This window comes from Shewanella sp. W3-18-1 (assembly GCF_000015185.1).
Classification (GTDB): domain Bacteria; phylum Pseudomonadota; class Gammaproteobacteria; order Enterobacterales; family Shewanellaceae; genus Shewanella; species Shewanella putrefaciens.
The window spans coordinates 3,941,290-3,964,617 of record NC_008750.1 but is presented as its reverse complement, the minus strand read 5'-3'; the positions used below and the strand labels follow the sequence as shown (position 1 = coordinate 3,964,617).

Annotated in this window: 18 protein-coding genes and 1 CRISPR repeat array; of the genes, 12 read left to right on the top strand and 6 right to left on the bottom strand. The window is 44.6% G+C overall.

Annotation, left to right across the window (positions count from 1 at the left end):
* Positions 1–18: 18 nt before the first annotated feature.
* Positions 19–384: a thioredoxin family protein gene (locus tag SPUTW3181_RS18065; RefSeq protein WP_011790730.1), complete on the bottom strand. Its 366-nt coding sequence runs from the start codon at positions 382–384 to the stop codon at positions 19–21.
* Between the two features lie 350 nt (positions 385–734).
* Here SPUTW3181_RS18065 and SPUTW3181_RS18060 point away from each other — a divergent pair, with 350 nt between their 5' ends.
* The 6 genes from SPUTW3181_RS18060 (at position 735) to SPUTW3181_RS18035 (ending at position 7,042) form a co-directional block, all read left to right on the top strand.
* Positions 735–1,133 carry a PadR family transcriptional regulator gene (locus tag SPUTW3181_RS18060; RefSeq protein WP_011790729.1) on the top strand — a complete coding sequence of 133 codons (399 nt, stop codon included), beginning with the start codon at positions 735–737 and terminating at the stop codon, positions 1,131–1,133.
* Position 1,134: 1 nt separating this feature from the next.
* A complete protein-coding gene (locus SPUTW3181_RS18055) occupies positions 1,135–2,073 on the top strand; it encodes an HAAS signaling domain-containing protein (RefSeq protein ID WP_011790728.1) in 939 nt (312 codons plus the stop codon).
* A 223-nt stretch (positions 2,074–2,296) separates the two neighbouring features.
* The gene (locus SPUTW3181_RS18050; RefSeq protein WP_011790727.1) at positions 2,297–4,333 is read left to right on the top strand and encodes a TonB-dependent receptor; all 2,037 of its coding nucleotides are present in this window, start codon (positions 2,297–2,299) and stop codon (positions 4,331–4,333) included.
* Positions 4,334–4,504: 171 nt separating this feature from the next.
* Positions 4,505–5,335, top strand: coding sequence for an AraC family transcriptional regulator (locus tag SPUTW3181_RS18045; protein WP_011790726.1), 831 nt, complete (start codon positions 4,505–4,507; stop codon positions 5,333–5,335).
* A gap of 109 nt (positions 5,336–5,444) precedes the next feature.
* Complete coding sequence (locus tag SPUTW3181_RS18040) at positions 5,445–6,128, top strand: LysE family translocator (RefSeq protein WP_011790725.1); 684 nt, start codon at positions 5,445–5,447, stop codon at positions 6,126–6,128.
* Positions 6,129–6,196: 68 nt separating this feature from the next.
* Positions 6,197–7,042 (top strand): nuclear transport factor 2 family protein, encoded by an 846-nt coding sequence (locus SPUTW3181_RS18035; RefSeq protein WP_011790724.1) that lies wholly within the window; start codon positions 6,197–6,199, stop codon positions 7,040–7,042.
* A gap of 108 nt (positions 7,043–7,150) precedes the next feature.
* On the opposite strand, the gene SPUTW3181_RS18030 is transcribed toward SPUTW3181_RS18035, so the two are convergent.
* Together SPUTW3181_RS18030 and SPUTW3181_RS18025 are read right to left on the bottom strand one after the other, a co-directional pair.
* Positions 7,151–10,234 (bottom strand): efflux RND transporter permease subunit, encoded by a 3,084-nt coding sequence (locus SPUTW3181_RS18030; protein WP_011790723.1) that lies wholly within the window; start codon positions 10,232–10,234, stop codon positions 7,151–7,153.
* Positions 10,235–10,237: 3 nt separating this feature from the next.
* Positions 10,238–11,317 carry an efflux RND transporter periplasmic adaptor subunit gene (locus SPUTW3181_RS18025; RefSeq protein ID WP_011790722.1) on the bottom strand — a complete coding sequence of 360 codons (1,080 nt, stop codon included), beginning with the start codon at positions 11,315–11,317 and terminating at the stop codon, positions 10,238–10,240.
* Between the two features lie 126 nt (positions 11,318–11,443).
* Between SPUTW3181_RS18025 and SPUTW3181_RS18020 the strand changes: the two genes are divergently transcribed.
* A complete protein-coding gene (locus SPUTW3181_RS18020; RefSeq protein ID WP_011790721.1) occupies positions 11,444–12,433 on the top strand; it encodes a LysR family transcriptional regulator in 990 nt (329 codons plus the stop codon).
* A 2-nt stretch (positions 12,434–12,435) separates the two neighbouring features.
* On the opposite strand, the gene SPUTW3181_RS18015 is transcribed toward SPUTW3181_RS18020, so the two are convergent.
* Positions 12,436–13,806, bottom strand: a complete 1,371-nt coding sequence (locus SPUTW3181_RS18015) for an MATE family efflux transporter (protein WP_011790720.1) — start codon at positions 13,804–13,806, stop codon at positions 12,436–12,438.
* 225 nt (positions 13,807–14,031) lie between these two features.
* On the opposite strand from SPUTW3181_RS18015, the gene SPUTW3181_RS18010 reads away from it, so the two are divergent.
* Both SPUTW3181_RS18010 and groL read left to right on the top strand, forming a co-directional pair.
* Positions 14,032–14,322: a co-chaperone GroES gene (locus SPUTW3181_RS18010; protein ID WP_006086113.1), complete on the top strand. Its 291-nt coding sequence runs from the start codon at positions 14,032–14,034 to the stop codon at positions 14,320–14,322.
* Between the two features lie 57 nt (positions 14,323–14,379).
* Complete coding sequence (gene groL / locus SPUTW3181_RS18005) at positions 14,380–16,017, top strand: chaperonin GroEL (protein ID WP_011790719.1); 1,638 nt, start codon at positions 14,380–14,382, stop codon at positions 16,015–16,017.
* Positions 16,018–16,812: 795 nt separating this feature from the next.
* A CRISPR array of direct repeats spans positions 16,813–17,860; the repeat unit is 28 nt; unit sequence TTTCTAAGCTGCCTGTGCGGCAGTGAAC.
* 233 nt (positions 17,861–18,093) lie between these two features.
* Here groL and SPUTW3181_RS18000 read toward each other — a convergent pair.
* Positions 18,094–18,642, bottom strand: coding sequence for a DUF2799 domain-containing protein (locus SPUTW3181_RS18000; RefSeq protein WP_011790718.1), 549 nt, complete (start codon positions 18,640–18,642; stop codon positions 18,094–18,096).
* A 357-nt stretch (positions 18,643–18,999) separates the two neighbouring features.
* Between SPUTW3181_RS18000 and SPUTW3181_RS17995 the strand changes: the two genes are divergently transcribed.
* Positions 19,000–19,857, top strand: a complete 858-nt coding sequence (locus tag SPUTW3181_RS17995; RefSeq protein WP_011790717.1) for a PA4780 family RIO1-like protein kinase — start codon at positions 19,000–19,002, stop codon at positions 19,855–19,857.
* Between the two features lie 845 nt (positions 19,858–20,702).
* On the opposite strand, the gene SPUTW3181_RS17990 is transcribed toward SPUTW3181_RS17995, so the two are convergent.
* A complete protein-coding gene (locus SPUTW3181_RS17990) occupies positions 20,703–20,936 on the bottom strand; it encodes a transposase (protein WP_011790716.1) in 234 nt (77 codons plus the stop codon).
* A 638-nt stretch (positions 20,937–21,574) separates the two neighbouring features.
* On the opposite strand from SPUTW3181_RS17990, the gene SPUTW3181_RS17985 reads away from it, so the two are divergent.
* Positions 21,575–22,261: an OmpA family protein gene (locus SPUTW3181_RS17985; protein WP_011790715.1), complete on the top strand. Its 687-nt coding sequence runs from the start codon at positions 21,575–21,577 to the stop codon at positions 22,259–22,261.
* Between the two features lie 234 nt (positions 22,262–22,495).
* Positions 22,496–23,320 carry a molybdate ABC transporter substrate-binding protein gene (locus tag SPUTW3181_RS17980; protein ID WP_011790714.1) on the top strand — a complete coding sequence of 275 codons (825 nt, stop codon included), beginning with the start codon at positions 22,496–22,498 and terminating at the stop codon, positions 23,318–23,320.
* Positions 23,321–23,328 lie beyond the last annotated feature (8 nt).

Here is a 23,328-nt window from a genome sequence, read left to right as displayed (position 1 = left end):
TCACCGTTTTTATGTAGATTATTCTGTGGCGATTAACGTATAGGGGCGAGCCAGCGCCCCTCTTATATCGGCTAGCGAAAACACCTTGGCAAACCGCCCAAAGGTTTTACCATAAAACACACACTCTACTACAGGTAGGCAAAATACATTGTAACTCGCCGCTATCTCTGCTTGAGCCTCGCAATCGATATAGGCCATTTGGATGAGTGGAAATTCCTGCGATAACATTCCAGCAATTCTTGGTTTGAGTGTTTGGCATACTCCGCAGTTTGGCGCACCAAATAACAGCAATACCGCTGCTTTCCTCGCTAAAAGTCGTTCTAGCATTTCAGTTGAATCAATTTGTTGAATTAGGTCAGAGGCATTCATAGTCTTCATTATCATTTAATTATCGAGAGTCTGCTCACTCGTTCATTGGCATGATGAAAGCCATCCCATTATAACTGCGCTATTTCCATTAATTTACCAAGATAGAAGCAAGTGCTCGTAGGGATCGATATGATGGCTATGATTAACCCTATCAGTTGTATAGCCGTTAGGTGAGTGTTTTGATTTCAATATGTTATATAAAATTTACTTATCTGGCACCACATCATCTTCAAGTGTTTCTACCTGTTTACTTTTTTATTTACAAAAAAACAACATTAAATCTTGCATTATTACTGTGTGATGCATAGTATTTGCTGTGTAGCACACAGTGTGTGTGACACAGTGTTAAGGATAGGAATTCGACAATGACAAGTTCACAGCTAGTCAAAATGCGACTCGAGTTGCGCCGTGGGGTATTAGTGTTGGCGGTACTGGGATTATTAAAACAAGCCCACTACGGTTATTCGCTCCGCAAACAGTTGCAGGAAGGCGGTATCGATATTGACGAAGGGACTCTGTATCCCTTAGTGCGCCGCCTAGCCGATCAAGGATTATTGGAGAGTGAGTGGCGTCAAGCCGAAGGGCGTGAGCGTCGTTATTACCAATTGTCATCATTGGGCGCTGAGTTGCTCAGTCAACTGACCGATGAATGGCAGCAACTTAATGGTGCTTTGGCTTTTTTACTGGGGCAAAGCGCTGACACTAATGGTACTGATACCACAAGTTCTGATAAGAACTCAGATACGAGTCAAAAGGAGATTTGATATGGAATTAGTCGATCGCTATATCGCCGCAGTGCAACGAGAATTGCCCGAGAACAAACGTCAGGAAATTGGTCGTGAGTTGAAAGCTAATATTTATGATCAATTGGATGCACTGTCTGAACAGGGCCAATTGACCGAAGTACAGGTGACTGAAGTGCTAAAGACGATGGGCCACCCACGTAAGGTTGCTCAGCAGTTTTCTCCCTCTACACCTATTGTTGCCATTGAGGATATTCCACTGTTAAAGCATACGCTTATTATGGTACTAGGCGTGTTATTTGTACTGCAAGTTGTTGGTGGAACTATGCAGTGGTTGGGGACGTCAGGGGCTAGTCTTGTCGGTTTTTTACACTATATTGCAGCGGGATTTATCGAAGATGCTTGTTTTGCTTTTACGGCTATCGTGCTGTCTTTTTGGTTAGTTTCGACACAAGAGAAGACTGTGACGGGGCGCCATTGCCAAACATGGGAACCCCAAAATTTACCTAAGGTTGGCCCTGGTTGGGAGCATATCAGTTTAAGTGATGTATTCACTGATCTTGCAACTTATATATTCTTGCTATTAGTGATTTGGCCTTCGGTATGGATGAGTCCTGAACAATTGAGCACTTTGACAGTGATATTCAGTGCCAATGCTCAGCAATTACTCCAGTGGTTTAGTCCAATTATTGTGCTTTCAGTCGTTAATAGCTTATGGCAATTACGTCGTCGCGTATGGGCTGTTGAGTTATTAGTGGCAAATATAGGCATTAATGTTGCTTATGCGCTGTTCTTATTAATACTTGCTTTTAGCGGTCCAATATTACAAAGCACCAATGAGGCGTGGCTGAGCATAGCCACATTAGCCATGCTAAATAAAGGGCTGAGTTATTGCTTGATTATTGCGGCACTGTTTCCTTGCTATGAAAGTGTGCGCGATATTTTGCGATGCAGAAAATGATAGACACGCAATCTTAATCACTATTTAAAGCCCCATAAAATAGGATTATCTGTGGACAAATTGTCTATGTCATAAGAAATAATGTGCGACACAGCACATAAAAATGGCAAAAATACGTCACCATCTCGTTGTTGAAGTGTGAAACTTTGATTTGGCTCAGTGTTTGGTTTGTAAGTGAAGCGTTAAATCGGCGCCAACTATCATCAACATTGGGATATGACAGATGAAATTAGCTGTATGTTTTTTACCGCTTTTGGGGTTGTCGTACACGGTTATCGCCGAAGATTTGGCCGATAATATTGAACGACTTGAAATTCGTGGTAGGCAAATTAATACCTTAGGACATAGCACTTCTGCTTCGGAGGGGATTGTCGGTGCGGCGGAGATAGCGAGTCGACCTCTGCTACGAACGGGAGAGATTTTAGAATTTGTCCCTGGGATGATAGTTACCCAACACAGTGGTTCAGGCAAAGCGAATCAGTATTTTTTGCGCGGGTTTAACTTAGACCATGGGACTGATTTTAATACTCGTGTCGAAGGTATGCCTGTCAATATGCGCACCCATGGGCATGGTCAAGGCTATACGGATCTTAACTTTTTAATTCCCGAGCTTTTAGGGGAGATCCGTTATGCAAAAGGGGCGTATTATCCAGAGGTTGCCGACTTTTCTGGTGCCGGAGCCGCGCAGTTGATGCTTGCAGACCAACTGGCTTATAACCAAGTTGGGGTGACTTTAGGGGAGTATGGTTACCAGCGGCTGGTGGCGACTCAAGCGTTAACTACGGATGTTGGGCGTTTTATTCTTGGTGTAGAGTTACAAGCCTATGATGGCCCATGGAAGGATATTAATGAAGATGTTAGCAAGGTTAATGTCGTCGCCCGTTATTTAACGCGACTCGCTGGCGGTGATTTAAGTGTGACTATGATGGCCTATGACAATAGCTGGAATTCGGCGGATCAGATCCCCGCACGGGCTGTGGAGTCTGGACTCATCGATTTTTATGGATCCTTAGACAAGGATGTGGGTGGCGATGCCAGTCGTTACAGCGTTTCTGCCCATTATGATGCGGGGAATTGGCAGGGAAATGCGTATGCAATTCGTTCAACCATGGATTTATTCTCAAATTTTACCTATTTCCTAAATGATCCCGTCAATGGCGATGAATTTGAGCAAGTCGATGAACGCACCCTTTGGGGTGGGGATATTAAGCGTGATTGGCATACATCCTTAGGTGGAACTCAGATTAATTACAGTTTGGGTGCTGATATACGTTACGACGATATAAGTGCAGTTGGGTTATACAATACTCAGGCACGTCAAAGGTTAAGCACGGTAAGGCTTGATGAAGTGCAGGAATTATCAGGGGGTCTATTTGGTAAGCTCGAGTGGCTACCCCTTGAGCAATGGCGTTTTAATCTAGGGCTGCGCTACGACTATTTTGATGTGCAGGTTGATAGTGACAATTCGCTCAACAGTGGTGATGCGTCCGATGGTATGTTGAGTCTCAAGGCGGGGGCTTCCTATTTATGGAGTGATAATCTTGAGCTTTATGTGAATGCAGGCCAAGGATTGCACTCAAACGATGCTCGTGGAGCAACGATCAAAGTCGATCCTGTTAGTGGAGATGAGGTTGATAAAGTCGATCTTTTAGTGCGCTCCAATGGGGGTGAGTTTGGTGTCAAATATTACAACCGCGATTTTATTAACTTTTCTGCGGCAGTTTGGTATTTGCAATTGGATTCGGAGTTAGTCTTTGTTGGCGATGCAGGTAACACTGAGCCAAGCCGTGCGTCTGAGCGTTATGGTGCTGAAATAACAGCATATTACTGGCTAAATGATGATATTAGTCTTGATATGGAGTTGGCATGGACCCATGCTCGATTTACCGAGGATGAAGCCGAAGAAGGTAAATATATCGATGGAGCTGTGCCTTTTGTTGGCAGTGCAGGGATAACCTATCGCCCCGACGGTGGCCTGTATTCCAGCATTCGCATTCGATACCTTGGTGAGCGGGTGCTTGATAATTTTAACGAGCATAAGGCCGATGATACGACCTTAGTGAATCTTGCTCTGGGTTATAAATTTGACCACTTTGACACTAAACTTGAATTGTTAAATCTGTTTGATAGTCAGGACCATGATATCGATTATTTCTATGCTTCACGCTTACCCGGCGAAGCGGCCGAAGGCATAGAAGATCAGCACTATCATCCCGTTGAACCTCGTATGATTAGGGTGAGTGTAAGCTATCACTTCTAGTGTTATGTGCTGAGTTTAACCGCCGACATGGGATTAAATTCAGCAGAATATTTGTGTTGATATCAGAAACTCAGGCTGCAATTATTTACTATTCTTTAGGTGGTAATGACGACTAGAATGCTATCTAAATGAATTTCGATTACAGGATTTTTGCGGCCAAAGCCCCCAATTATGAGTACGACAGCATCGATTGAGAACATTGACTATTGGCGACACCCAAGTCTATCTGGCATTGAATTAAGTCAGGCTGAGTTTACGCATTTTAGCTTCGATAAACATGTCCATTTGGATTATCACCTAGGCGTCGTTACTCAAGGTGCCCAACAGTTTGTGAACAAGGGCAGTTATTATCAGCTTGGTCAGCATAGTCTATCGACCCTAAATCCCGACGATACCCATGATGGACAAAGCCGTGACGCCGAAGGTTATCGGGTGAAAGTCATGTCTATCCCTGTGGAATATATGAATGAAGTTAGCCAAGAACTCGGCCTAAAGGAGCACTTTTTTAGCGCGCCTATGGTGGACGATGCGCTACTTTATCACTATTTTATCCACTTACATGAGCTTCTTATTCAAGGTCAAGTTACCGCGCTTGCGAGTGAGTCTCACCTGTTTAATTTCATTCAGCTACTCCTTAGACGCCATCCTAGCGGTATACTCAAGTGCAATTCACCGCAGGGTTTATCGACATTACAACTGGGCTTAGTTAAACAGCGAATGCATGATGAGCCTTGGCATAATACGCAGCTTGAAACCTTAGCGGGTGAAGTGAATTTGAGTAAGTTTCAATTTTTACGTCAGTTTAAACAGGCAACGGGGATGACGCCCCATGCCTATCTTAAGCGTGTGCGCTTAGAGCTAGCCAAAAAGTCATTATGTCATGGCACCTTAGTCGCTGATGTGGCGCAGCAGCTTGGATTTTTCGACCAAAGCCATTTGAATAAAGCCTTTAAACAAGCATTCCTACTCTCTCCTGTACAGTTTCAGCGGCGCATGCTTTAGTGCTTCTTGTCTTTTAAACTCCTTCTTATGGTGCAATTTATTACAATGCAGCCTTTGTCGAAGTTGTAATACTGGCCTTCATTATTTTTATTCGCGGAGTCGCCTTGTTATGGATTTATCCCTTTTACTCACCTTAGCCTTGATCCACGCTGTGGCTTTAGTCAGCCCAGGGCCCGATTTTGCGATTATGGTAAAAATTGCCACTCAGCAGTCAAGAAGCGCTGCCGTTGCTGCTGCGGTGGGAATTTCGGTGGCCATTGTCGCTCACACTATTTTGAGTTTAACGGGCGTCAGTTTGGTTATTAAGAGTTCGCACACTTTATATTTGTTGGTGCAAATCATTGGTGCCTGTTATTTAGCATGGATGGGATGGGGAGCTTTGCGTGCCGCTTTCGCGGTATTGGCGACACCGAAGGGATCTCAAGGTGTTAACGATAGTGGCATGGCAGGATCGGCCGTAACGCCAGTGCCTTTGGGTACAACTATGTCGCCTAAACAAGGCTTTTTAACGGGGCTTTATACGAATTTATTAAACCCCAAAGCGTTAGTTTTTTTCTTAACCTTATTTTCTGCTTTGATAACTCCCAGTGTGACTGTGAGCACTAAAGTTGCAGCCGCCATGCTTCTCCTATTGCTATCACTGCTGTGGTTTGGTTTTCTGGCACTAATGCTGTCTAAGGCACAGGTGCAACGCAAACTACAACGATTAACACCGGTTATTGATACTGTTATCGGCGTTATTTTTATTGTGGTGGCATTCGCGATCGTCTCGAGCTTGCTGTTTTCGGCCTAATGGCGCCTAAATCTCTTGTGTTATGCTGTGTGCCATTTTTCGGGACATTATTGGATTAAGGGATAAAAATGGCGCAAGTATTATGGATTATCCAAATCATCTCAAAGGGATTGGTACGCACCCTGCGGTTTAAGGCTCACATATTGCGCATGATATTACTGGGTTCATTGGGGGTGGCGATTCATGTCAGCGTAGTTAATGCGGCCGTTACCGATAACTCGCTACCGCAGGAGTCTATCCCGCTCGTTCAGGGATTTATTGATGCGGCAAAGGCACATGATCGTCAAGCTATTGCGGACTATATGGCTTATCCCATAAAGCGTACAAATCCTATCCCTGCGATTAACACTCCGGAGGAATTGCTTAAGCGTTTTGACCAAGTATTTGATCCAGAAATCCTTGAGACAATAGCACAATCTCAGGTTGAAGCTGATTGGCAGGCAATGGGGTGGCGCGGCATTATGTTAGGTAGCGGCACTATATGGATGGATTTTGATGGCAAGATTACTGCTGTTAACTATCAAACACCAGCAGAGACCAAACTTAAAGCTGAGCTTATTGCCAACCAAAAAACAGGGCTGCATGAAAGCGTGAGTCAGTTCGTTAGTCCGGAGTTAGCTTGGCAAACTGCCAAGTTTACGATTCGAGTTGATAATATGGGTAATAGTCAATACCGCTATGCATCTTGGGCAAAAGGTAAGCCATTGAGTGAAAAGCCTGATTTAGTGCTTAATCAGGGTAAGCTCGTGTTTGATGGCAGTGGTGGTAATCACTCATTTCAGTTTACAAGTGGCCCCTACCTTTATGTATGTGATGTGATCGTTTTAGGTACCAGCGATAGTCCAATAGGTGAGTTAGTGGTATTTAAGCATGATAGGGTCTTATTGCGTGAACCTGCGATTAAGGCTGAGTAGTTTGCGTGTTAGCTTTCTTAGTGGCAAGGTTGGTGAAATGACCGATCGATTACTCACATCAAGTATCGATCGGCCGCGCCGGGAAGCGTTTAGGATAAAAGTGGAGCGTTAGTTACGTGATTGACCTCCTATTAGTGTCGGTTTGATATTAAAGGCCAAGCTATACATGACTGGCAGGACAATTAATGTCAGCACAGAAGCGAAGCCTAAGCCAAAGATAATGGTTATGGCCATCGAACCAAAAAATGCATCTGAAATTAAGGGGATCATTCCAAGCATTGTGGTTATCGCCGCCATCATGACAGGGCGAACACGGCTGACGCAGGAATCCAACAATGCACTATAGGCCGCTTTACCTTCACTTAGTTCAAGGTTGATTTGATCGACCAACACAATGCCGTTTTTGATCACCATGCCCGATAAGCTCAATAGGCCAAGCAGTGCCATAAAGCTGAAGGGCGCATCGAACAACAAGAGTCCCGCCGAAACCCCAATCAATGCGAGTGGTACAGTAAACCAAATAACCAATGGCTGACGCACAGAGTTGAATAGGAATACTGTAATTAAAAACATGGCAAGGTAACCCAGCGGAATTGAGCTAAACACCGCTGTTTGCGCTTCACCTGCGGTTTCATATTCGCCGCCCCATTCGAGGTGGTAGCCAGCGGGTAAGGCGATAGCTTCAACCTTATCTTTGACCTTACGTAGCACAGAGTCCGCCGTTTCATCGCTGCCTAATTTAGGATCTGCCAAGACAGCAAGCATGCGCATACGGTCACGGCGCATCACCAGTGGATTTTCCCATTCGGTATTGAAGTTACTGACAACTTGAGTTGCTGGTACAAAGGTGCTGTGTTCACTACTCCAAATTTGTAGTTTCCAGAGACTATCAGCTTGCAAGCGCTCCTCGGCGGGTGCTCTTGCGACTATCGGCAACAAGTGGCTGGTTTCTCGATATAAACCAATTTGTTTACCGCTAAAGTTAACCAGCAGTGCATTGTCGAGATCTTGTTTACTGATCCCCGTTTCCCGTGCTTGGGCATTTTCCAATTGCGGACGAACTAACGGGACTTGGTTACGCCAGTCGTGGCGTATACCATCCATGCTTGGCTCCGCGTAGAAAATGGCTTCGACTTGGGCACCTAATGCTCTTAGGACTTCAGGATCATCACCATAGAAACGAGCCTCAATTTTGGCTGCGGGGGATGGACCATTTTCCATATTTTTTAGGCGATATTGTGCCTGTGGGAAGCGTTGATTTAAAAAACGCTCCAGTTCAGGCATATAGTTTTTCACCGCCTCAAGATCCTGCATTTCTACAATCAACTGGGCGAATGCGGGGTAACCTTTTTCGGGCTGATAAGGCAGAATAAAACGCTGCGCCCCTTGGCCTATTACCGTCGTTAGGTGGGTCAGGCCAGTATGCTGTTGCTCAGCTTGTTTGAGTAATTGTTGTTCAATATCAGCAGCAAAGCGCTCCGTTGCTTTAATATCAGTGCCTTCAGGCATCCAAATATCCACAAAAAAGATTGGCGTATTGGATGCGGGAAAAAACACATTTTTAATATGACCAAAGCCAATCACTGCACTCACTAACAGCACACCAACCAGCAGTATGCTCACAATTCTAAATCGCAGCGCTAGGGTTAAACTGGCTCGATATAAGTTGAAAACCCAACCCTTATAAGGATCTTGCTCGTCATCACTTGGTGCATCTTTAAACAACAAATGACAGAAGAAAGGGGTGAGGGTAATTGCGGTGATCCAACTGATAAATAATGAAATCATCAGCACTTGGAACAGTGAGCGACAAAATTCTCCAGAGGCATTTTGCGATAATCCGATAGGCGCAAAGGCGATGATGGCAATAATGGTTGCACCTAACAGTGGCCATTGAGTCTGGGAGACAATTTGTTTTGCCGCTTCTAAGCGCGTCTTGCCACGGCGAAGGCCAATTAAAATGCCTTCGGTGACGACAATTGCGTTATCGACCAACATACCTAAGGCGATAATCAACGCACCGAGTGAAATGAGCTGTAGCTCAATACCTAGCACTTTCATTACGATGAAAGTCCCTAAGATGGTTAACAGCAGGATAAGCCCCATTAATAAGCCTGAGCGTAAGCCCATAAACAGCAATAGTACGGCAATAACGATGGCAATTGACTCTAATAGATTGATTAAAAAGCCATTAACGGTGTCATCTACCGCCGAACTTTGGTTGTAGACTGTATCTAAATTCATTCCAATCGGACGTTGGGATTCGAGTTCGGTGAGGCGTTCACTCACCCTTTGACCGACTTCGACGACGTTTACACCGCTAGAGAAGGAAATGCCTAGGGATAGCGCAGCTTCGCCTTTGTTGTGGTAAAGCACTGTCGGGGTTTCGTTATAATCCTTTGCGATATTGGCAATATCGCCTAAATAGATAAGTTCCGTGCTGCCGGGTGGACTGACAATCAAGCGGGCGAGATCCTGAATACTGCCAAATTCACCAGTGGGATGAATGCGGATTCGATTATCACCAATCACTAGGCTTCCTGCATTGGAGACCACGTTTTGATTATTGATAAGGCCATAGATATAGCTTTGATCTAACCCTAGCGCCGAGAGTTTTTGCTGAGATATTTCAATGACCACTTGCTCGGTAATACTGCCCACAACTGAAACTTTTTTTACCCCTGGCACGAGTACTAACTCACGGCGTAAATAGTCGGCATAATTGCTCAGTTCTCGGTTGCTGTAATCTGGCCCTGAAAGATTAAATAAAATCCCGTATACATCACCAAAGTCATCCATGACTTGTGGGGTCCCTGTGCCTGGAGGTAATTGGCCCGCAGTATCATTGACTTTACGGCGCACTTCATCCCATACCTGTGGCAGGCTAGTTTTATCGTAACTGTCTTTGATCTCAATTTGGATTTGTGACAAACCCGCACTGTTAATAGAGGTCACATGCTTGACTGCATCGAGTTGTTGTAGGGCATCTTCCAGCGGTAGGGTAACTTCTTCTTCAACTTGTTCTGGCGAGGCACCGGGATAAGCCGTGATCACTAGGGCTTCTTTGATGGTAAATTCGGGAAATTCTAACTGCCCTAATCCCGTAAAGCTGATGCCACCACCAATTAATAGGAGTAACACAAACATCCAGCTAATGACTTTGTGGCGAATGGAGTATTCAGCAATATTCATCACTTATACTCCACGCTGCCAGCGCAGTGGTTTAACTTTCATCCCCGTGGATAACTGAGACACGCCTGCACTGACAATAAGATCGCCTTTATTTAGACCACCAAGAATTTCAATCCCTTGATTGGTTACGCGTCCCAGTGTCACTGGTGCGGGGACGACTTCGCCTGATTGAGTTTGATATACCCAGACCTGTACTTGACCGTCTTGGTCACGTTTATCGATAGCGGTAACAGGTACAATAGCTGAAATTTGATTAGGAGCTTTAACCAAGGCTAAGGTTAGCTCGGCACTCATTCCTGGCAATAGCTGCACATTGCTAGGTTGTGGGAGCGAAAACACCACTTCATAGGCTTGAGTACCCGGCGTAACTTGGGTTGAGTACTCTTTGAATTTAGCATCAAACTCCATTCCTTCTAGCGCGGTGAATCGCACCTTTGCGGTAAAGTTTTTCTGCTTAATATACTCGTTTAAGCCTGCGGCCATCGCTTCGGGCACGTGGATGCTGACATCGAGCAAGTTATTATTTTGCAGTGTTAACACCCCTTGGTTTGCCTGCACTATTTGGTGGTTATCCACTAAGCGCTTAGCGATAGTGCCACTAAAAGGGGCGGTTAAACGGGTATAACTCAGTTGATCGCGCGCGGCTGCTAAAGCGGCTTTGGCGGATTTTAGCTGAGCTTGGGTGCTATCGAATTCGGCTTGTGAAATCAGTTTGCGATTCAATAACTCTACTTTACGTTGATAATCCGCAGCCAAAAGTTCATGGTCGGCTTCACGCGTCATCAAGTTGTTATATGCATCCCTGTCGTCCAGTTTGGCAAGCAAGCTTCCCTCTGTGACTTTTTGTCCTTCAACTAATGCAAGTTCAGTCAATTGTCCTGAAATACGAAACGATAACTCGGCACGGCTATTGGCTGCTACGCGGGCTGGGAAGGTTCTAAAATCCCCGCCTTCGAGTTGTATCACCTCAAACAGTTTTACTGGACGAACCGCTGGAGTTTGCACTGAACTCTCGGCAGGTGAACAACCACTGAGCAAGGCTGGAAGCAGCGCCGCTAAGGGGAGGAGTCGATATGATGTCATGGGAGGTTCCTTGATAACAAATTGTCAGCATTTCAGAGGCGCGAAGATAACAGTTAAATTTGTTGCAATAAACGGGATTGTTTGGGATTATCGGTCTCATATAATGAGATTGAAATTAGGGCAAAAATGAAGACAGAGGACTTAGCACTATTCCACCGAATAGCTGAAACAGGCAGTTTGATTGAAGCCGCTGATTTACTTAACTTACCTAAATCGACGGTCAGTCGCCGTCTGCAGGCATTGGAAGATGAGCTGAATATTAAACTGTTTCACCGTCAAAGTCGTTCGATGACATTAACCTCGGCGGGCAGCCATTTTTACCTGCGTTCACAAAATATTTTGGCCCAACTCGATGAAACCTTATTTGAGATGACCAATGATGACGCCGAGATCAGCGGGCATTTACGCATTCAAATGTTCCCTATCCATAGTATGAAGATATTGATGCAAGCCATTTTTCGTTTTATGGATATGCATCCCAAACTCACCGTTGAAGTAATTAGCAGCGCTGAATCCGTCGATATGGTCAAGCATAACCTCGATGTCGCTTTTGTGGTTGAGCCTGCTTTAGATACCTTAGATTTAGTGGTACGCCCTATTTTTACAACGGATCTTCGCTTTTATGCTAGCCCTGAGTATTTAGCCGCACACGGTATACCAAAAACACCTCAAGAGATTGAGTCACATAATGTTTCTTTATTTCGATTATCCAATGGCAAAATTTTTAATGAGTTATGGATAGGGTTGGAAGAAGAAGTCAGAGTGCGGGGGAATTTTTGTTCGAACAGTGTGGAAGTCGCGGTTGAGTTTGCATTACAAGGCAGAGGTATTGTCTATGCGCCCACAGAGGTGGTTGCTGAATTTGTCGAAACGGGTGAGCTCGTTACCCTACTGCCAGAAATTGATGCTCATCAAGGTGAGTGTTTCTTAGCATATCCATCAAGGCGTTATGTGAGCTTAGCTAGCCGGCGTTTTATTGACTTTATCATGCAAGAATTAGTGCCCAATGGCGTACCGACCAATATGAGCGAGATGAGTACTCGCCGGACATGTAAAGTCTCTAAAGAAGCCTTCCCTCACGACGATTTGCGTTTTCGCATTAAAGAGTCCGTCTAAGGTTAATGGGTCGCACTATTGGCGTTTACAGTAGTGACTTTTACAGGCTCACATATCTGCTGCGCCAGCCAATAGCAGGCAATTCCCATTAAAATATTGGTCACAGGTAGCGCGAGCAATAAGCCTTTTACCCCGCCAATATAGGAGCCCAATGCCGCCAATGGCAACATCAGCAATACTAAGCGGCACAGATTAATCACCAAGGAGTTTATGGGTCTGTGATAGGCGTTTAGGGCGGTAGCGAAAATAATCACTATCCCCAAAGGCCCGTAAGCGCAGGGCAGTACTAAAATATAAAAACTAAGCCATTCCAATACTTGCGGATCCGTACTAAATAAGTGTGCTATGGGTTCAGCCAAAAACACCAGTGGTATATAGAGCAAGGTTTGGAAGATAAAGATAAATTTAAGTGATAACAGTAGTGCTTCTTTGGCTCTTTGTGGTTGCCCTGCACCTAAGTTTTGCGCAATAAAGGGCATTAGGCTTGACGACAGTGCCATTACGACAATCAATAATACTGACTCTAACCGCGTACCCGCTCCAAAGGCGGCAACAGCGCTGTGGTCTATATGTGCCAACATGGCCATGATCACGGCATTGGCAAGCGGGTTAATTAAATTCATTAATGCCGCAGGTTGTGCAATATGGGCAAGTTTACTCCAATTGGCGCGCATTCTATCGATATCGAAAGCCGCCCACTCCAACATTTTACGTTTAATAATCAACAAATAACTGGATAGCGATAAAGCCACAACCCAAGCAATAAGGGTTGCAATGGCAGCCCCTTGAATTTCTAAGCGTGGAAATGGGCCAATCCCAAAGATAAGTAAAGGATCCAGAATAAGGTTAATGATCGCCGCAAGTGACATGATCATTGCAGGTGAGCGGGTGTCGCCAGTTGAGCGTAAACCTTGATTACCCACCATTAGCACGACCAGCAATGGTGCGGCTAAATACCAGTAAATCATATAGTCGCGGATCAGCGGCAGACTGCTTTCATTCGCCCCAAGCAAACTAAACAGCGGTGTAATAAAAATGCTGCCAAGGGCCGATAAACTGGCTGTTAATATAAACGTCAGCAGTAAGGCATCGTGTAAAAATACTTTGGCTTTAGGAGCATTTCCTGAGCCGATAAGACGCCCAAGGTTGGTTGAAACACCTGCACCAATACCGATAGCAATGCTCGAAATAATCAGGGTAACCGGAAAGGTAAAACTGATGGCAGCTAAAGGCTCTGTCCCTAATTGACTGATAAAAAAAGTGTCAGCGAGGCTAAAACCTAGAATGGTCATAATGCCAATCAAGTTAGGGAGGCTCATGTTGAGCAGTACACGACCAATTGGCGCGGTGAGCAGCCCGTGTCTGTCTTTCATGGGAAAAATAGTGCCTTGTTTGCGTGCGGAGGCGGAATTCTAGCAGGATTGTGCCCGCTTTAAAAAACCGACATCAAAAAAAAGAAATTTTTTTTGTAAAGGCACTTGGATCTGACAAGTATTAACCCCATATCACAGACATCAAAGAGGAAGGCGGATAAGCCTCCTTTTTTCATCACAAATCGCCTCGATTGTTGGGCATTAAATCATTAGGAGAGTTCATAGATGAATATTCGTCCATTACATGACCGCGTAATCGTTAAGCGTCTAGAAGTTGAATCAACTTCAGCGGGTGGCATCGTTCTAACAGGAAGCGCCGCTGAAAAATCAACTCGCGGTGAAATCCTTGCAGTGGGCAATGGCCGTATTCTAGAAAACGGCACAGTTAAACCACTGGATGTGAAAGTGGGTGACGTGGTGATCTTCAACGAAGGTTACGGCGTTAAGAAAGAAAAAATTGACGGTCAAGAAGTCTTGATCCTGTCAGAAGCTGACCTGATGGCAGTAGTAGGTTAATCCTTCGCATCAATTCGACATTCCAATTAATCATTAAAAATTTAAAGGATAATCAAGATGGCAGCTAAAGAAGTTGTATTTGGTAATGACGCTCGCGTAAAAATGTTGGCTGGCGTAAACATTCTCGCGAACGCAGTGAAAGTGACCTTAGGCCCTAAAGGCCGTAACGTGGTATTAGACAAGAGCTTCGGCTCACCACTGATCACTAAAGACGGTGTTTCTGTTGCCAAAGAAATCGAATTAGAAGACAAATTCGAAAACATGGGCGCGCAAATGGTGAAAGAAGTTGCTTCTAAAGCCAACGACGCCGCCGGTGACGGTACTACTACTGCAACTGTACTGGCTCAAGCCATTGTGACTGAAGGCTTAAAAGCCGTTGCAGCCGGTATGAACCCAATGGATCTGAAGCGCGGTATCGACAAAGCCGTTATCGCTGCCGTTGCTGAATTAAAAGCCTTATCACAACCTTGTGCAGATTCAAAAGCGATTGCACAAGTTGCGACTATCTCTGCAAACTCTGACGAATCTATCGGTGAAATCATCGCTACTGCGATGGAAAAAGTCGGTAAAGAAGGCGTGATCACAGTCGAAGAAGGCCAAGCGCTGGAAAACGAACTGGACGTAGTAGAAGGTATGCAGTTCGACCGTGGCTACCTGTCTCCATACTTTATCAACAAGCCAGAAACAGGCAGCGTTGAATTAGATCACCCATTCGTCCTGTTAGTAGACAAGAAAATCTCTAACATTCGCGAACTGTTACCTATCCTTGAAGGTCTGGCAAAAACGGGTAAGCCATTGCTTATCGTTGCTGAAGACGTTGAAGGCGAAGCATTAGCAACTTTAGTTGTGAACAACATGCGCGGTATCGTGAAAGTGGCTGCCGTTAAAGCCCCTGGCTTTGGCGATCGTCGTAAGGCAATGCTGCAAGACGTAGCAATCCTGACTGGCGGTACTGTTATTGCTGAAGAAATCGGCCTAGAGCTTGAAAAAGCAACCCTAGAAGATTTAGGTACAGCTAAGCGTGTTGTGATCACTAAAGACAACACCACCATCATCGATGGTAACGGCGAGCAAGCGCAAATCGAAGCGCGTGTAAGCCAAATCAAGCAACAAATCGAAGAATCAACCTCAGACTACGACAAAGAAAAACTGCAAGAGCGTATGGCTAAATTAGCTGGCGGCGTAGCAGTTATCAAAGTTGGCGCAGCGACTGAAGTTGAAATGAAAGAGAAAAAAGCACGCGTTGAAGATGCGCTGCATGCCACTCGCGCTGCGGTAGAAGAAGGCGTGGTTCCTGGCGGTGGTGTTGCTCTGGTTCGCGTAGCGTCTAAGATCGCTGAACTTGAAGTATTAAACGAAGATCAAAAACACGGTGTGGTTATTGCACTGCGTGCAATGGAAGCGCCACTGCGTCAAATCGCCACTAACGCGGGTGAAGAAGCGTCAGTTGTTGCTAACACAGTGAAGAATGGCAGCGGTAACTACGGTTACAACGCGGGTAACGACACTTACGGCGACATGTTAGAAATGGGTATCCTTGACCCAACTAAAGTGACTCGTTGTGCGTTGCAATTCGCAGCATCAATCGCTGGCCTGATGATCACCACAGAAGCTATGGTTGCTGAGATCCCACAAAATTCTGCGCCAGATATGGGCGGAATGGGTGGTATGGGCGGAATGGGCGGCATGATGTGATCCTAGCTGGTTAAAATCGTTTATAGCTGCGTTACTTTGTTACTCGTGTAGAAAAACACTACACGTCGCAACAAAAAGCCTTGCTCTAAAACGATTTTTCCTGCGCTAGATTAGCAAACATCTGCGGTCTTTAGCTTAATCGCTTAAACCTAAATTCTTGTAAGAGAAAAATGAAAACCCCGATACTGTTACCAGTATCGGGGTTTTGTTTTTTGGTCTGGTGACTTGGGTAAGTTTCAGGTGTACTTAGCTACACTTTTTGAGATTTAAGCACTGAAATTGTTACTAAAAGTGTAACATTGTATACTTTTGCTGGTGGTTAGAGTGTCCCATCTTTCTACATTGTTAGTCATTGCGGCCTTACGGCCGAGGTGAATAAAAGTCGTGGGGCTTTCCCTCCTTATTCTTAATCAAGAGTCGACCAAGGAGGACTGCTCGTCCTATCTTCCTTGCTATTGTTTTCACATCAGCCAAGACGCCCCTAACGGAGTTGAAAGCCCCTTGGGCATTTAGCGTTCTTATGCTATAGCGTCAGACGCTCGTCCTTGATTCGACTGACGCTATCTCGGCATCTGATAGGCAGGATGTCAGAATGTCGTGAAGTGCATGGATGGGTCCAGATATGCACGAGAATGACCATGCCTCGCTCACGCAACGAATGCAAATGCCCTGAGGCAATTTCGAAGGGAAGAGTAGAATACTGTCACCTCGGTTTTGATTGTTAATCCATAGAGAGTTGGGTATGTCCCATCTTTGATAGTGAAAACAGGTAGATCAGTTTTGCATTGTTGGTGACATCTAAACTGCTTGTGCGGCAGTGAACGGTCGCTATTATCTTGCGCCATCGATGGCACTTTTCTAAGCTGCCTGTGCGGCAGAGAACTATCCGTATGGTATCGATGGTCGCGGTACATTTTTCTAAGCTGCCTGTGCGGCAGTGAACTTGTTGTCGCTGGATGTCACCCTTCGCATGGATTTCTAAGCTGCCTGTGCGGCAGTGAACGTATTTACTCGCCACATGATGCCGCCTTTGGTTTTCTAAGCTGCCTGTGCGGCAGTGAACTTTAAATCTAAGTATGCAGATTTAAACTCCGTTTTCTAAGCTGCCTGTGCGGCAGTGAACTTGAATTTGTTTCGTCTGCTGTGTGTCACTTGTTTCTAAGCTGCCTGTGCGGCAGTGAACAAGAAGATTGCAGCAGCCAAAGAAACGGTAAATTTCTAAGCTGCCTGTGCGGCAGTGAACCGCTATGGTGACGCCGCTCACGCTCGTGTTAATTTCTAAGCTGCCTGTGCGGCAGTGAACCGCTGAGAACTACGGCGAGTCGTGCTAAGTAATTTCTAAGCTGCCTGTGCGGCAGTGAACTCGAGGTTTATGTTACTGCTAATGAATTTAATTTTCTAAGCTGCCTGTGCGGCAGTGAACCTTAGCCAAAACACTATGCCAACGACCTAGCATTTCTAAGCTGCCTGTGCGGCAGTGAACTCGTTCTGGGGCGAGCAATGGTTTAAGTCTCATTTCTAAGCTGCCTGTGCGGCAGTGAACAAATGGCGCGAACTTGGTTAAGGTGAATTTATTTTCTAAGCTGCCTGTGCGGCAGTGAACCACAAGCTAAACGGGAACTATACTCTCATGTCTTTCTAAGCTGCCTGTGCGGCAGTGAACCTGAATTAATGCCTGATACTTTTACTGACACATTTCTAAGCTGCCTGTGCGGCAGTGAACAAGTAATAACTACATCAACAACAAATGGAGGATTTCTAAGCTGCCTGTGCGGCAGTGAACCGTACCTAAGCCTAATTTACAACTTTGGCGCGTTTCTAAGCTGCCTGTGCGGCAGTGAACTGTAGAATAAATCAATAAAATAAAGTTACAACAGGCAGTTAGGATAAAAAACGTATTTTTACCTTCTTAAAAATCATCTATTGTAACCTTTTGTATTTATAGCTTATTTCTAAATGCAATAGAAGTATGGGTGAGTCATCCTAAAATAGCCTTATTTACGGCCTGTTCCTTTTAACATTTTTGTTTGGGTTTACTCTTTTGAATTGGCTTTGTGGATGGCTAGATTTTTATGGTTAGAATCTAAATTTAAACTCAATATTTCCTTGGCGTAGGCGGGCTTTTTCATCTAGAAGATGATTTTTTTCATTTAAGAGGATATTTTTTTGCCTTAATAAGTCGGCTTTATCGGTGAGATTATTGAGTTTGGTATTAATGCTGCTGATCTCACTATCAATAGTGTGTAAACGGTCTGCGATTTCCGCCAAACGCTTATTGACGAGATACTGTTGATGCCCTTGGTTATAGCGTTCTACAAATTGGTTATCGCTGCAGACCCCGTAATAACTTTCACCTTCTAATCCCACACGATAACCGTTTTCAGGTAAACAATAATTGATGAGTCCTTGTTGATAGCCTTGCTGCCACTGAGATGCGTCCACTTTAAGATTAAATTCATTACAATCCTTTTGATATTGATTGAGTCTCGTGGCCGTTGCCCCACGATTACCATCTGCAAGCCCAAGGGTATACCAATCGCTGCTGCTACATTCTTCAAGGGAGAGACTCGTGCAGTGGGTGAGAGACAGGGCGCAAAGTGCTAAGGTAAGGTTTAGGTAACGCATTCGAAGATCTCAAGGGACATAGATTGTAAAGTTGGATTAGAATAAGGACTCTGAAAGATGAGATCTAGTGATATATTCAGCGATTGATACGGTTATTTTGTGCTGGCAGTGCAACGGTGGAACCAAGTTAGGGCTTTAGGTTCTTAAATGGGCATTGCTAGTGTTGTAGCTGCAATCAGTTGATGTGTATCTGCGTTTGATATCAGCCTAAGTATCTACTATTCATCATTGCTATTTTAGTTTACAAAATGATTTTGATTGAGAATCAACAGTGCCTTTATCTGGCAGGAGACCGCTTTTATATGAAGATTTGTCCGCAGTATTCCATCTCAAGCCTAAGTAAGGTATAAGGGCGCTATGAAAACTCCGAAACGAATCCAACCTCTGGTTGATGAAGGACTGGTCGATGAGGTCATTAGCCAGTTAATGAGCGGTAAAGAGGCCACAGTGTACGTTGTACGCAGTGGCGACGATATTCGCTGCGCCAAAGTCTATAAAGAAGCAGATAAACGCAGTTTTAAGCAAGCAGTGCTTTACCAAGAAGGCCGTAAAGTGCGTAATAGCCGTCGTGCTCGGGCTATGGAAAAAGGTTCTAAGTTTGGTCGGGACCAAATGGAAGAAGCTTGGCAAAGTGCAGAGGTTGATGCGCTTTACCGTTTAGCCGATGCAGGTGTTCGCGTGCCGATACCTTATGGTTGTTTTGATGGTGTGCTGCTAATGGAGTTGGTGACTGACGCTGAGGGCAATGTCGCCCCTCGTTTAAATGATGTCACGCTGTCCGCCGAAAAAGCGATCCGCGATCATAACTTAGTGATGACCTACGTTAAACGTATGCTATGTGCAGGTTTAGTCCATGGCGATTTATCTGAGTTTAATGTTCTCGTCGATAGTGAAGGGCCTGTGATTATCGACTTACCCCAAGCCGTCGATGCTGCCGCGAATAACCATGCTAAATGGATGTTAGCGAGGGACATTAATAATATGACCCAATATTATGGTCAATATGCTCCCGAATTACTCAAGACCCAATATGCCAAAGAAATGTGGGCCTTGTTTGAAGCGGGAGATCTTAAGCCTGATACTCAACTTACGGGTGAATTTACCGAAGTATTGGCAGAAGCGGATGTCGGTTCTGTACTTGAAGAAATCCAAGCTGCCTATGAGGAAGCGCAGGAGCGAAAACTGCGGATCCAAGAGGCGAATGAAGATTATTAGGTGGGTATACCATCCCATGTAAAGGCGCTCAGGGTAGCGTCTTTTTTATGGGCAATATTGAGGTTTAATGTGCTATTTGATGTATCACTGCCATCCTTGGCATATGCGCTGTTAAGCACAGGGTCATCATTGACTAAGTGAATAAAAGGACAAGACCAGAGAGAGAAATATGCTGTTGAGTTGGAGAGCACAATTTACATATTTAATCTTGGGGGAGACCACTCCCTCGAGTCTTGCCGAAACCTTGTGTATTTTTAATCACACTAAATAGTGTTAAATCACAGCCCTCCTTGGCACGCCACACTCACTATAGCGTTTGATCTTCATTGATCTTGTGAATAAAAGGACAAGACCTAAGAGGTTAATATGTTCATGACTTGGGGGAGCACAATTCACATATTTAATCTTTGGGGGAGATAATTCCCTCTATAGTCTTGCCGAAACTTTTGCATTGTCCCGTGTTGAGCAAATTGTCCAATCTCTGTTGGATTCAATCAATAAAGCGGCAGAGTCAGATGGTAAACAGCACATTTATTATTGTTATTTGTGCATTTACACCCAAGCACCCTCAAAATGCTTATCCTGTATTTAGAGGTTGTTTGGGCATATATCTTAGGTCGTTGGGGAGCGATAATAGATACCCATCCGACTCTGCCTAAACTGGTTAACTTTTCTTCTGCTTCCTTTTACTCGTTAATCTCATTATTTGAATGACAAGGCCGGACATTAAAAAGGCGCTGTTATTATTGTTGTTAGCACATCTTTTATATCGTTAGCGTCATCAGCAGGGCGACTTGCAATGTTGTCCGGCCTTGTCGATTAGGGCACTTATAAAACCGTAATGGTTAACCTAGAGTGCGTAATTCGTTGTTAAGCTGCTTAATTCTTTTTTGCAGTTGGGCTATTTCACTGATGAGCGCATATTCTCTTTGCTGTGGTTGCTGATCGCTTTCTCTTACCCACTGGTATACGGCTTTAGCTGAAATACCGTATTGGTGAGCCACATCCGAGAGCAAGCGACCTTTCACTTTTACTTCAGCGATGACATCTAATTTGAGATTATTGTCGGCGATTCCCATAAGCGATCCCTCTTTACTGCCTTCTAACTAAAATCGGTTTAGCGGTTATGTATAGTCCTTAAATAGATTAGCGACGCTGCTCTAAATCCCACTGGCTGAGTCCAACATGGCGTAGATATATCCATTCATGGCGGCACAGTTTGATTAAGTTCATAATGCTTTTCATCTTTCGTCCTCAATACCCGTTATGCCTTTAGGTATTTCATCTAGGTTAAAACGATTTAAGTAGCACTTGAGTAACTGGTTTGTTTGTCCATTTCTTGCCTTACTCACTAAGTAGTATGTAAAATTCGTGCCAATATTCTAAATTTTTTATTTTTGTTTAAAATCATTTGGTTACTATATCGATTAAAACGCGGGATTTTTTCACGTATGGCAAAAACGGTGCAAAGTGCACTATTTCAGTGCTTTTACTCTATGTTGTTGGGGATGGTTATCTTAGATAATCCCTGTATCTTTGCTGACTAAATTATCGATTTATAAATTTACACAGCGATTAAAGATTGTCTCTGTGAGGAATGCTTATATACTGCGGGTTTTAGAGTATTCAATAAGGATTTCGCTATGTCATTGGCAGTGAGATCTATGCCTTCTATGTGGGTACTCACATTTTCAATCCTGTTATGAGGTCATTAACGATGAAGCGTTTTCAGGTAAATCGATTTACATCATCTAGGCTCGCCTTTGCTGCGATTATCGGTACGTTTGTTGTATCTGGTTGTTCAACTGTTAATCCATATACTAACGAGCAGCAAACGGCTAAAGCGACCAGTGGTGCCATTATTGGTGCCGTTGCTGGTGCGGCAGTGGGTGTTGCTTCCTCAAGTAAGAGTGACCGCGGTAAAGGGGCATTAATTGGTGCTGCATCGGGCGCCGCTGTGGGCGGTGGTATTGGTTATTATATGGATGTGCAAGAAACCAAATTACGGCAGCAATTGGCATCTACGGGGGTGAGCGTGACCCGTAATGGCGATAATATTATTTTGAATATGCCCAACGAAGTGACGTTTGGTGTCGATCAAACCGAGTTAAGCGATGGCGCCTCACGGGTGCTTAACTCTGTGGCGTTGGTGGCAAAGGAATACAGCAAAACCCAACTTAACGTATTAGGTTATACCGACAGCAGTGGTTCAGATGCTTACAATTTGCGTCTATCACAGGTGCGCGCGAGTGAAGTGGCTAATTATCTAATGAGTAAAGGTATAGCGGCTTCACGTGTTAAATCTAAGGGAATGGGAAAGGCGAGTCCAATAGCATCTAATGCCAGTGCTGAAGGGCGAGCACAAAACCGTCGTGTTGAGATTGTATTAACACCTACGGGCTAAGTGCTGCTCAACAATCAAAAGTCGCCTGCGGGCGACTTTTTTGTATCCAGGCATTTATTATTTCCCGTTGAGACAATATGTCTTTAGTCTGTTAAGGCTTGAGTGATCTGTACTGCAATTGTGCAGCTTCCTTCGGCTAGATGATGATTTGTAGTTGATCTTCAAAGCTATTTCACGTGTTGTATGGCAAATATTGAGCAGGGTAAGGCTCAATACCTAGAGGAGAAGATCATTATGATGAAGAAAAATATACTCGTAGCCTTAAGTTTTTGCCCCGCTATGATGGTTTCGATAGTACAAGGTGCCCCTGTGACTGCCGAGGTCGCTCCAATTGAACTGCGTGCGGCGGGTAGCTTAAAAGCGGCGATGAACGATATTATTACCGCCTACCAAGCCCAAACTAAAGATACTGTTGTTGCGCAATATGCACCTTCTGGACTGTTGTTAAAGCGTATTCAAGAGGGGGAGCGCGTCGATCTCTTTGCCTCAGCAAATATGGCCCATCCTCAGGCGCTTGTTGATGCAGGGTTTGGGGAAAAGGTGCAAATGTTTGCTCGTAATCAGCTCTGTGCTATTGCTCAAAATAGCGTCTCTCTTACAAGCGCGACACTGTTAGATACACTGCTCGATCCCAATATTAAAGTTGGCACTTCTACGCCCAAAGCAGATCCCGCAGGAGATTATGCTTGGGCAGTGTTTGATAAAGCACAAACGCTAAAACCAGATGCAAAAGCTATTTTAGAGGCCAAGGCATTACAGTTGACTGGAGGGCCCGATAGTGCGAAACCGCCCAAGGATCGTAACCCTTATGGTTGGGTAATGGAAAACAAGCAAGCGGATATCTTTTTGACCTATTGCACAAATGCAGTGCTGGCTAAAAATGAAGTGCCTAGTCTACAGATTATTGATTTACCGACAAGTCTTGCTGTTGGGGCCGACTATGGTTTACTTATCCTGAAAGAGAGTAACGCCTCGGCCGCTCCTTTAGCTGAGTTTATTTTATCGGCGAAAGGACAAGCTATTTTAAGTCGTTATGGCTTTCAACCACCGGTAAATTAGCTTCAATA

Coding starts and splice junctions, on each gene's coding strand:
- SPUTW3181_RS18020 (WP_011790721.1), top strand. CDS start 11,444: ATGAAGACAGAGGACTTAGCACTATTCCACCGAATAGCTGAAACAGGC.
- groL (WP_011790719.1), top strand. CDS start 14,380: ATGGCAGCTAAAGAAGTTGTATTTGGTAATGACGCTCGCGTAAAAATG.
- SPUTW3181_RS17995 (WP_011790717.1), top strand. CDS start 19,000: ATGAAAACTCCGAAACGAATCCAACCTCTGGTTGATGAAGGACTGGTC.
- SPUTW3181_RS18030 (WP_011790723.1), bottom strand. CDS start 10,234: ATGAATATTGCTGAATACTCCATTCGCCACAAAGTCATTAGCTGGATG.
- SPUTW3181_RS18025 (WP_011790722.1), bottom strand. CDS start 11,317: ATGACATCATATCGACTCCTCCCCTTAGCGGCGCTGCTTCCAGCCTTG.
- SPUTW3181_RS18010 (WP_006086113.1), top strand. CDS start 14,032: ATGAATATTCGTCCATTACATGACCGCGTAATCGTTAAGCGTCTAGAA.
- SPUTW3181_RS18045 (WP_011790726.1), top strand. CDS start 4,505: ATGAGTACGACAGCATCGATTGAGAACATTGACTATTGGCGACACCCA.
- SPUTW3181_RS18050 (WP_011790727.1), top strand. CDS start 2,297: ATGAAATTAGCTGTATGTTTTTTACCGCTTTTGGGGTTGTCGTACACG.
- SPUTW3181_RS18065 (WP_011790730.1), bottom strand. CDS start 384: ATGATAATGAAGACTATGAATGCCTCTGACCTAATTCAACAAATTGAT.
- SPUTW3181_RS18000 (WP_011790718.1), bottom strand. CDS start 18,642: ATGCGTTACCTAAACCTTACCTTAGCACTTTGCGCCCTGTCTCTCACC.
- SPUTW3181_RS18015 (WP_011790720.1), bottom strand. CDS start 13,806: ATGAAAGACAGACACGGGCTGCTCACCGCGCCAATTGGTCGTGTACTG.
- SPUTW3181_RS18055 (WP_011790728.1), top strand. CDS start 1,135: ATGGAATTAGTCGATCGCTATATCGCCGCAGTGCAACGAGAATTGCCC.
- SPUTW3181_RS17980 (WP_011790714.1), top strand. CDS start 22,496: ATGATGAAGAAAAATATACTCGTAGCCTTAAGTTTTTGCCCCGCTATG.
- SPUTW3181_RS18040 (WP_011790725.1), top strand. CDS start 5,445: ATGGATTTATCCCTTTTACTCACCTTAGCCTTGATCCACGCTGTGGCT.
- SPUTW3181_RS17985 (WP_011790715.1), top strand. CDS start 21,575: ATGAAGCGTTTTCAGGTAAATCGATTTACATCATCTAGGCTCGCCTTT.
- SPUTW3181_RS17990 (WP_011790716.1), bottom strand. CDS start 20,936: ATGGGAATCGCCGACAATAATCTCAAATTAGATGTCATCGCTGAAGTA.
- SPUTW3181_RS18035 (WP_011790724.1), top strand. CDS start 6,197: ATGGCGCAAGTATTATGGATTATCCAAATCATCTCAAAGGGATTGGTA.
- SPUTW3181_RS18060 (WP_011790729.1), top strand. CDS start 735: ATGACAAGTTCACAGCTAGTCAAAATGCGACTCGAGTTGCGCCGTGGG.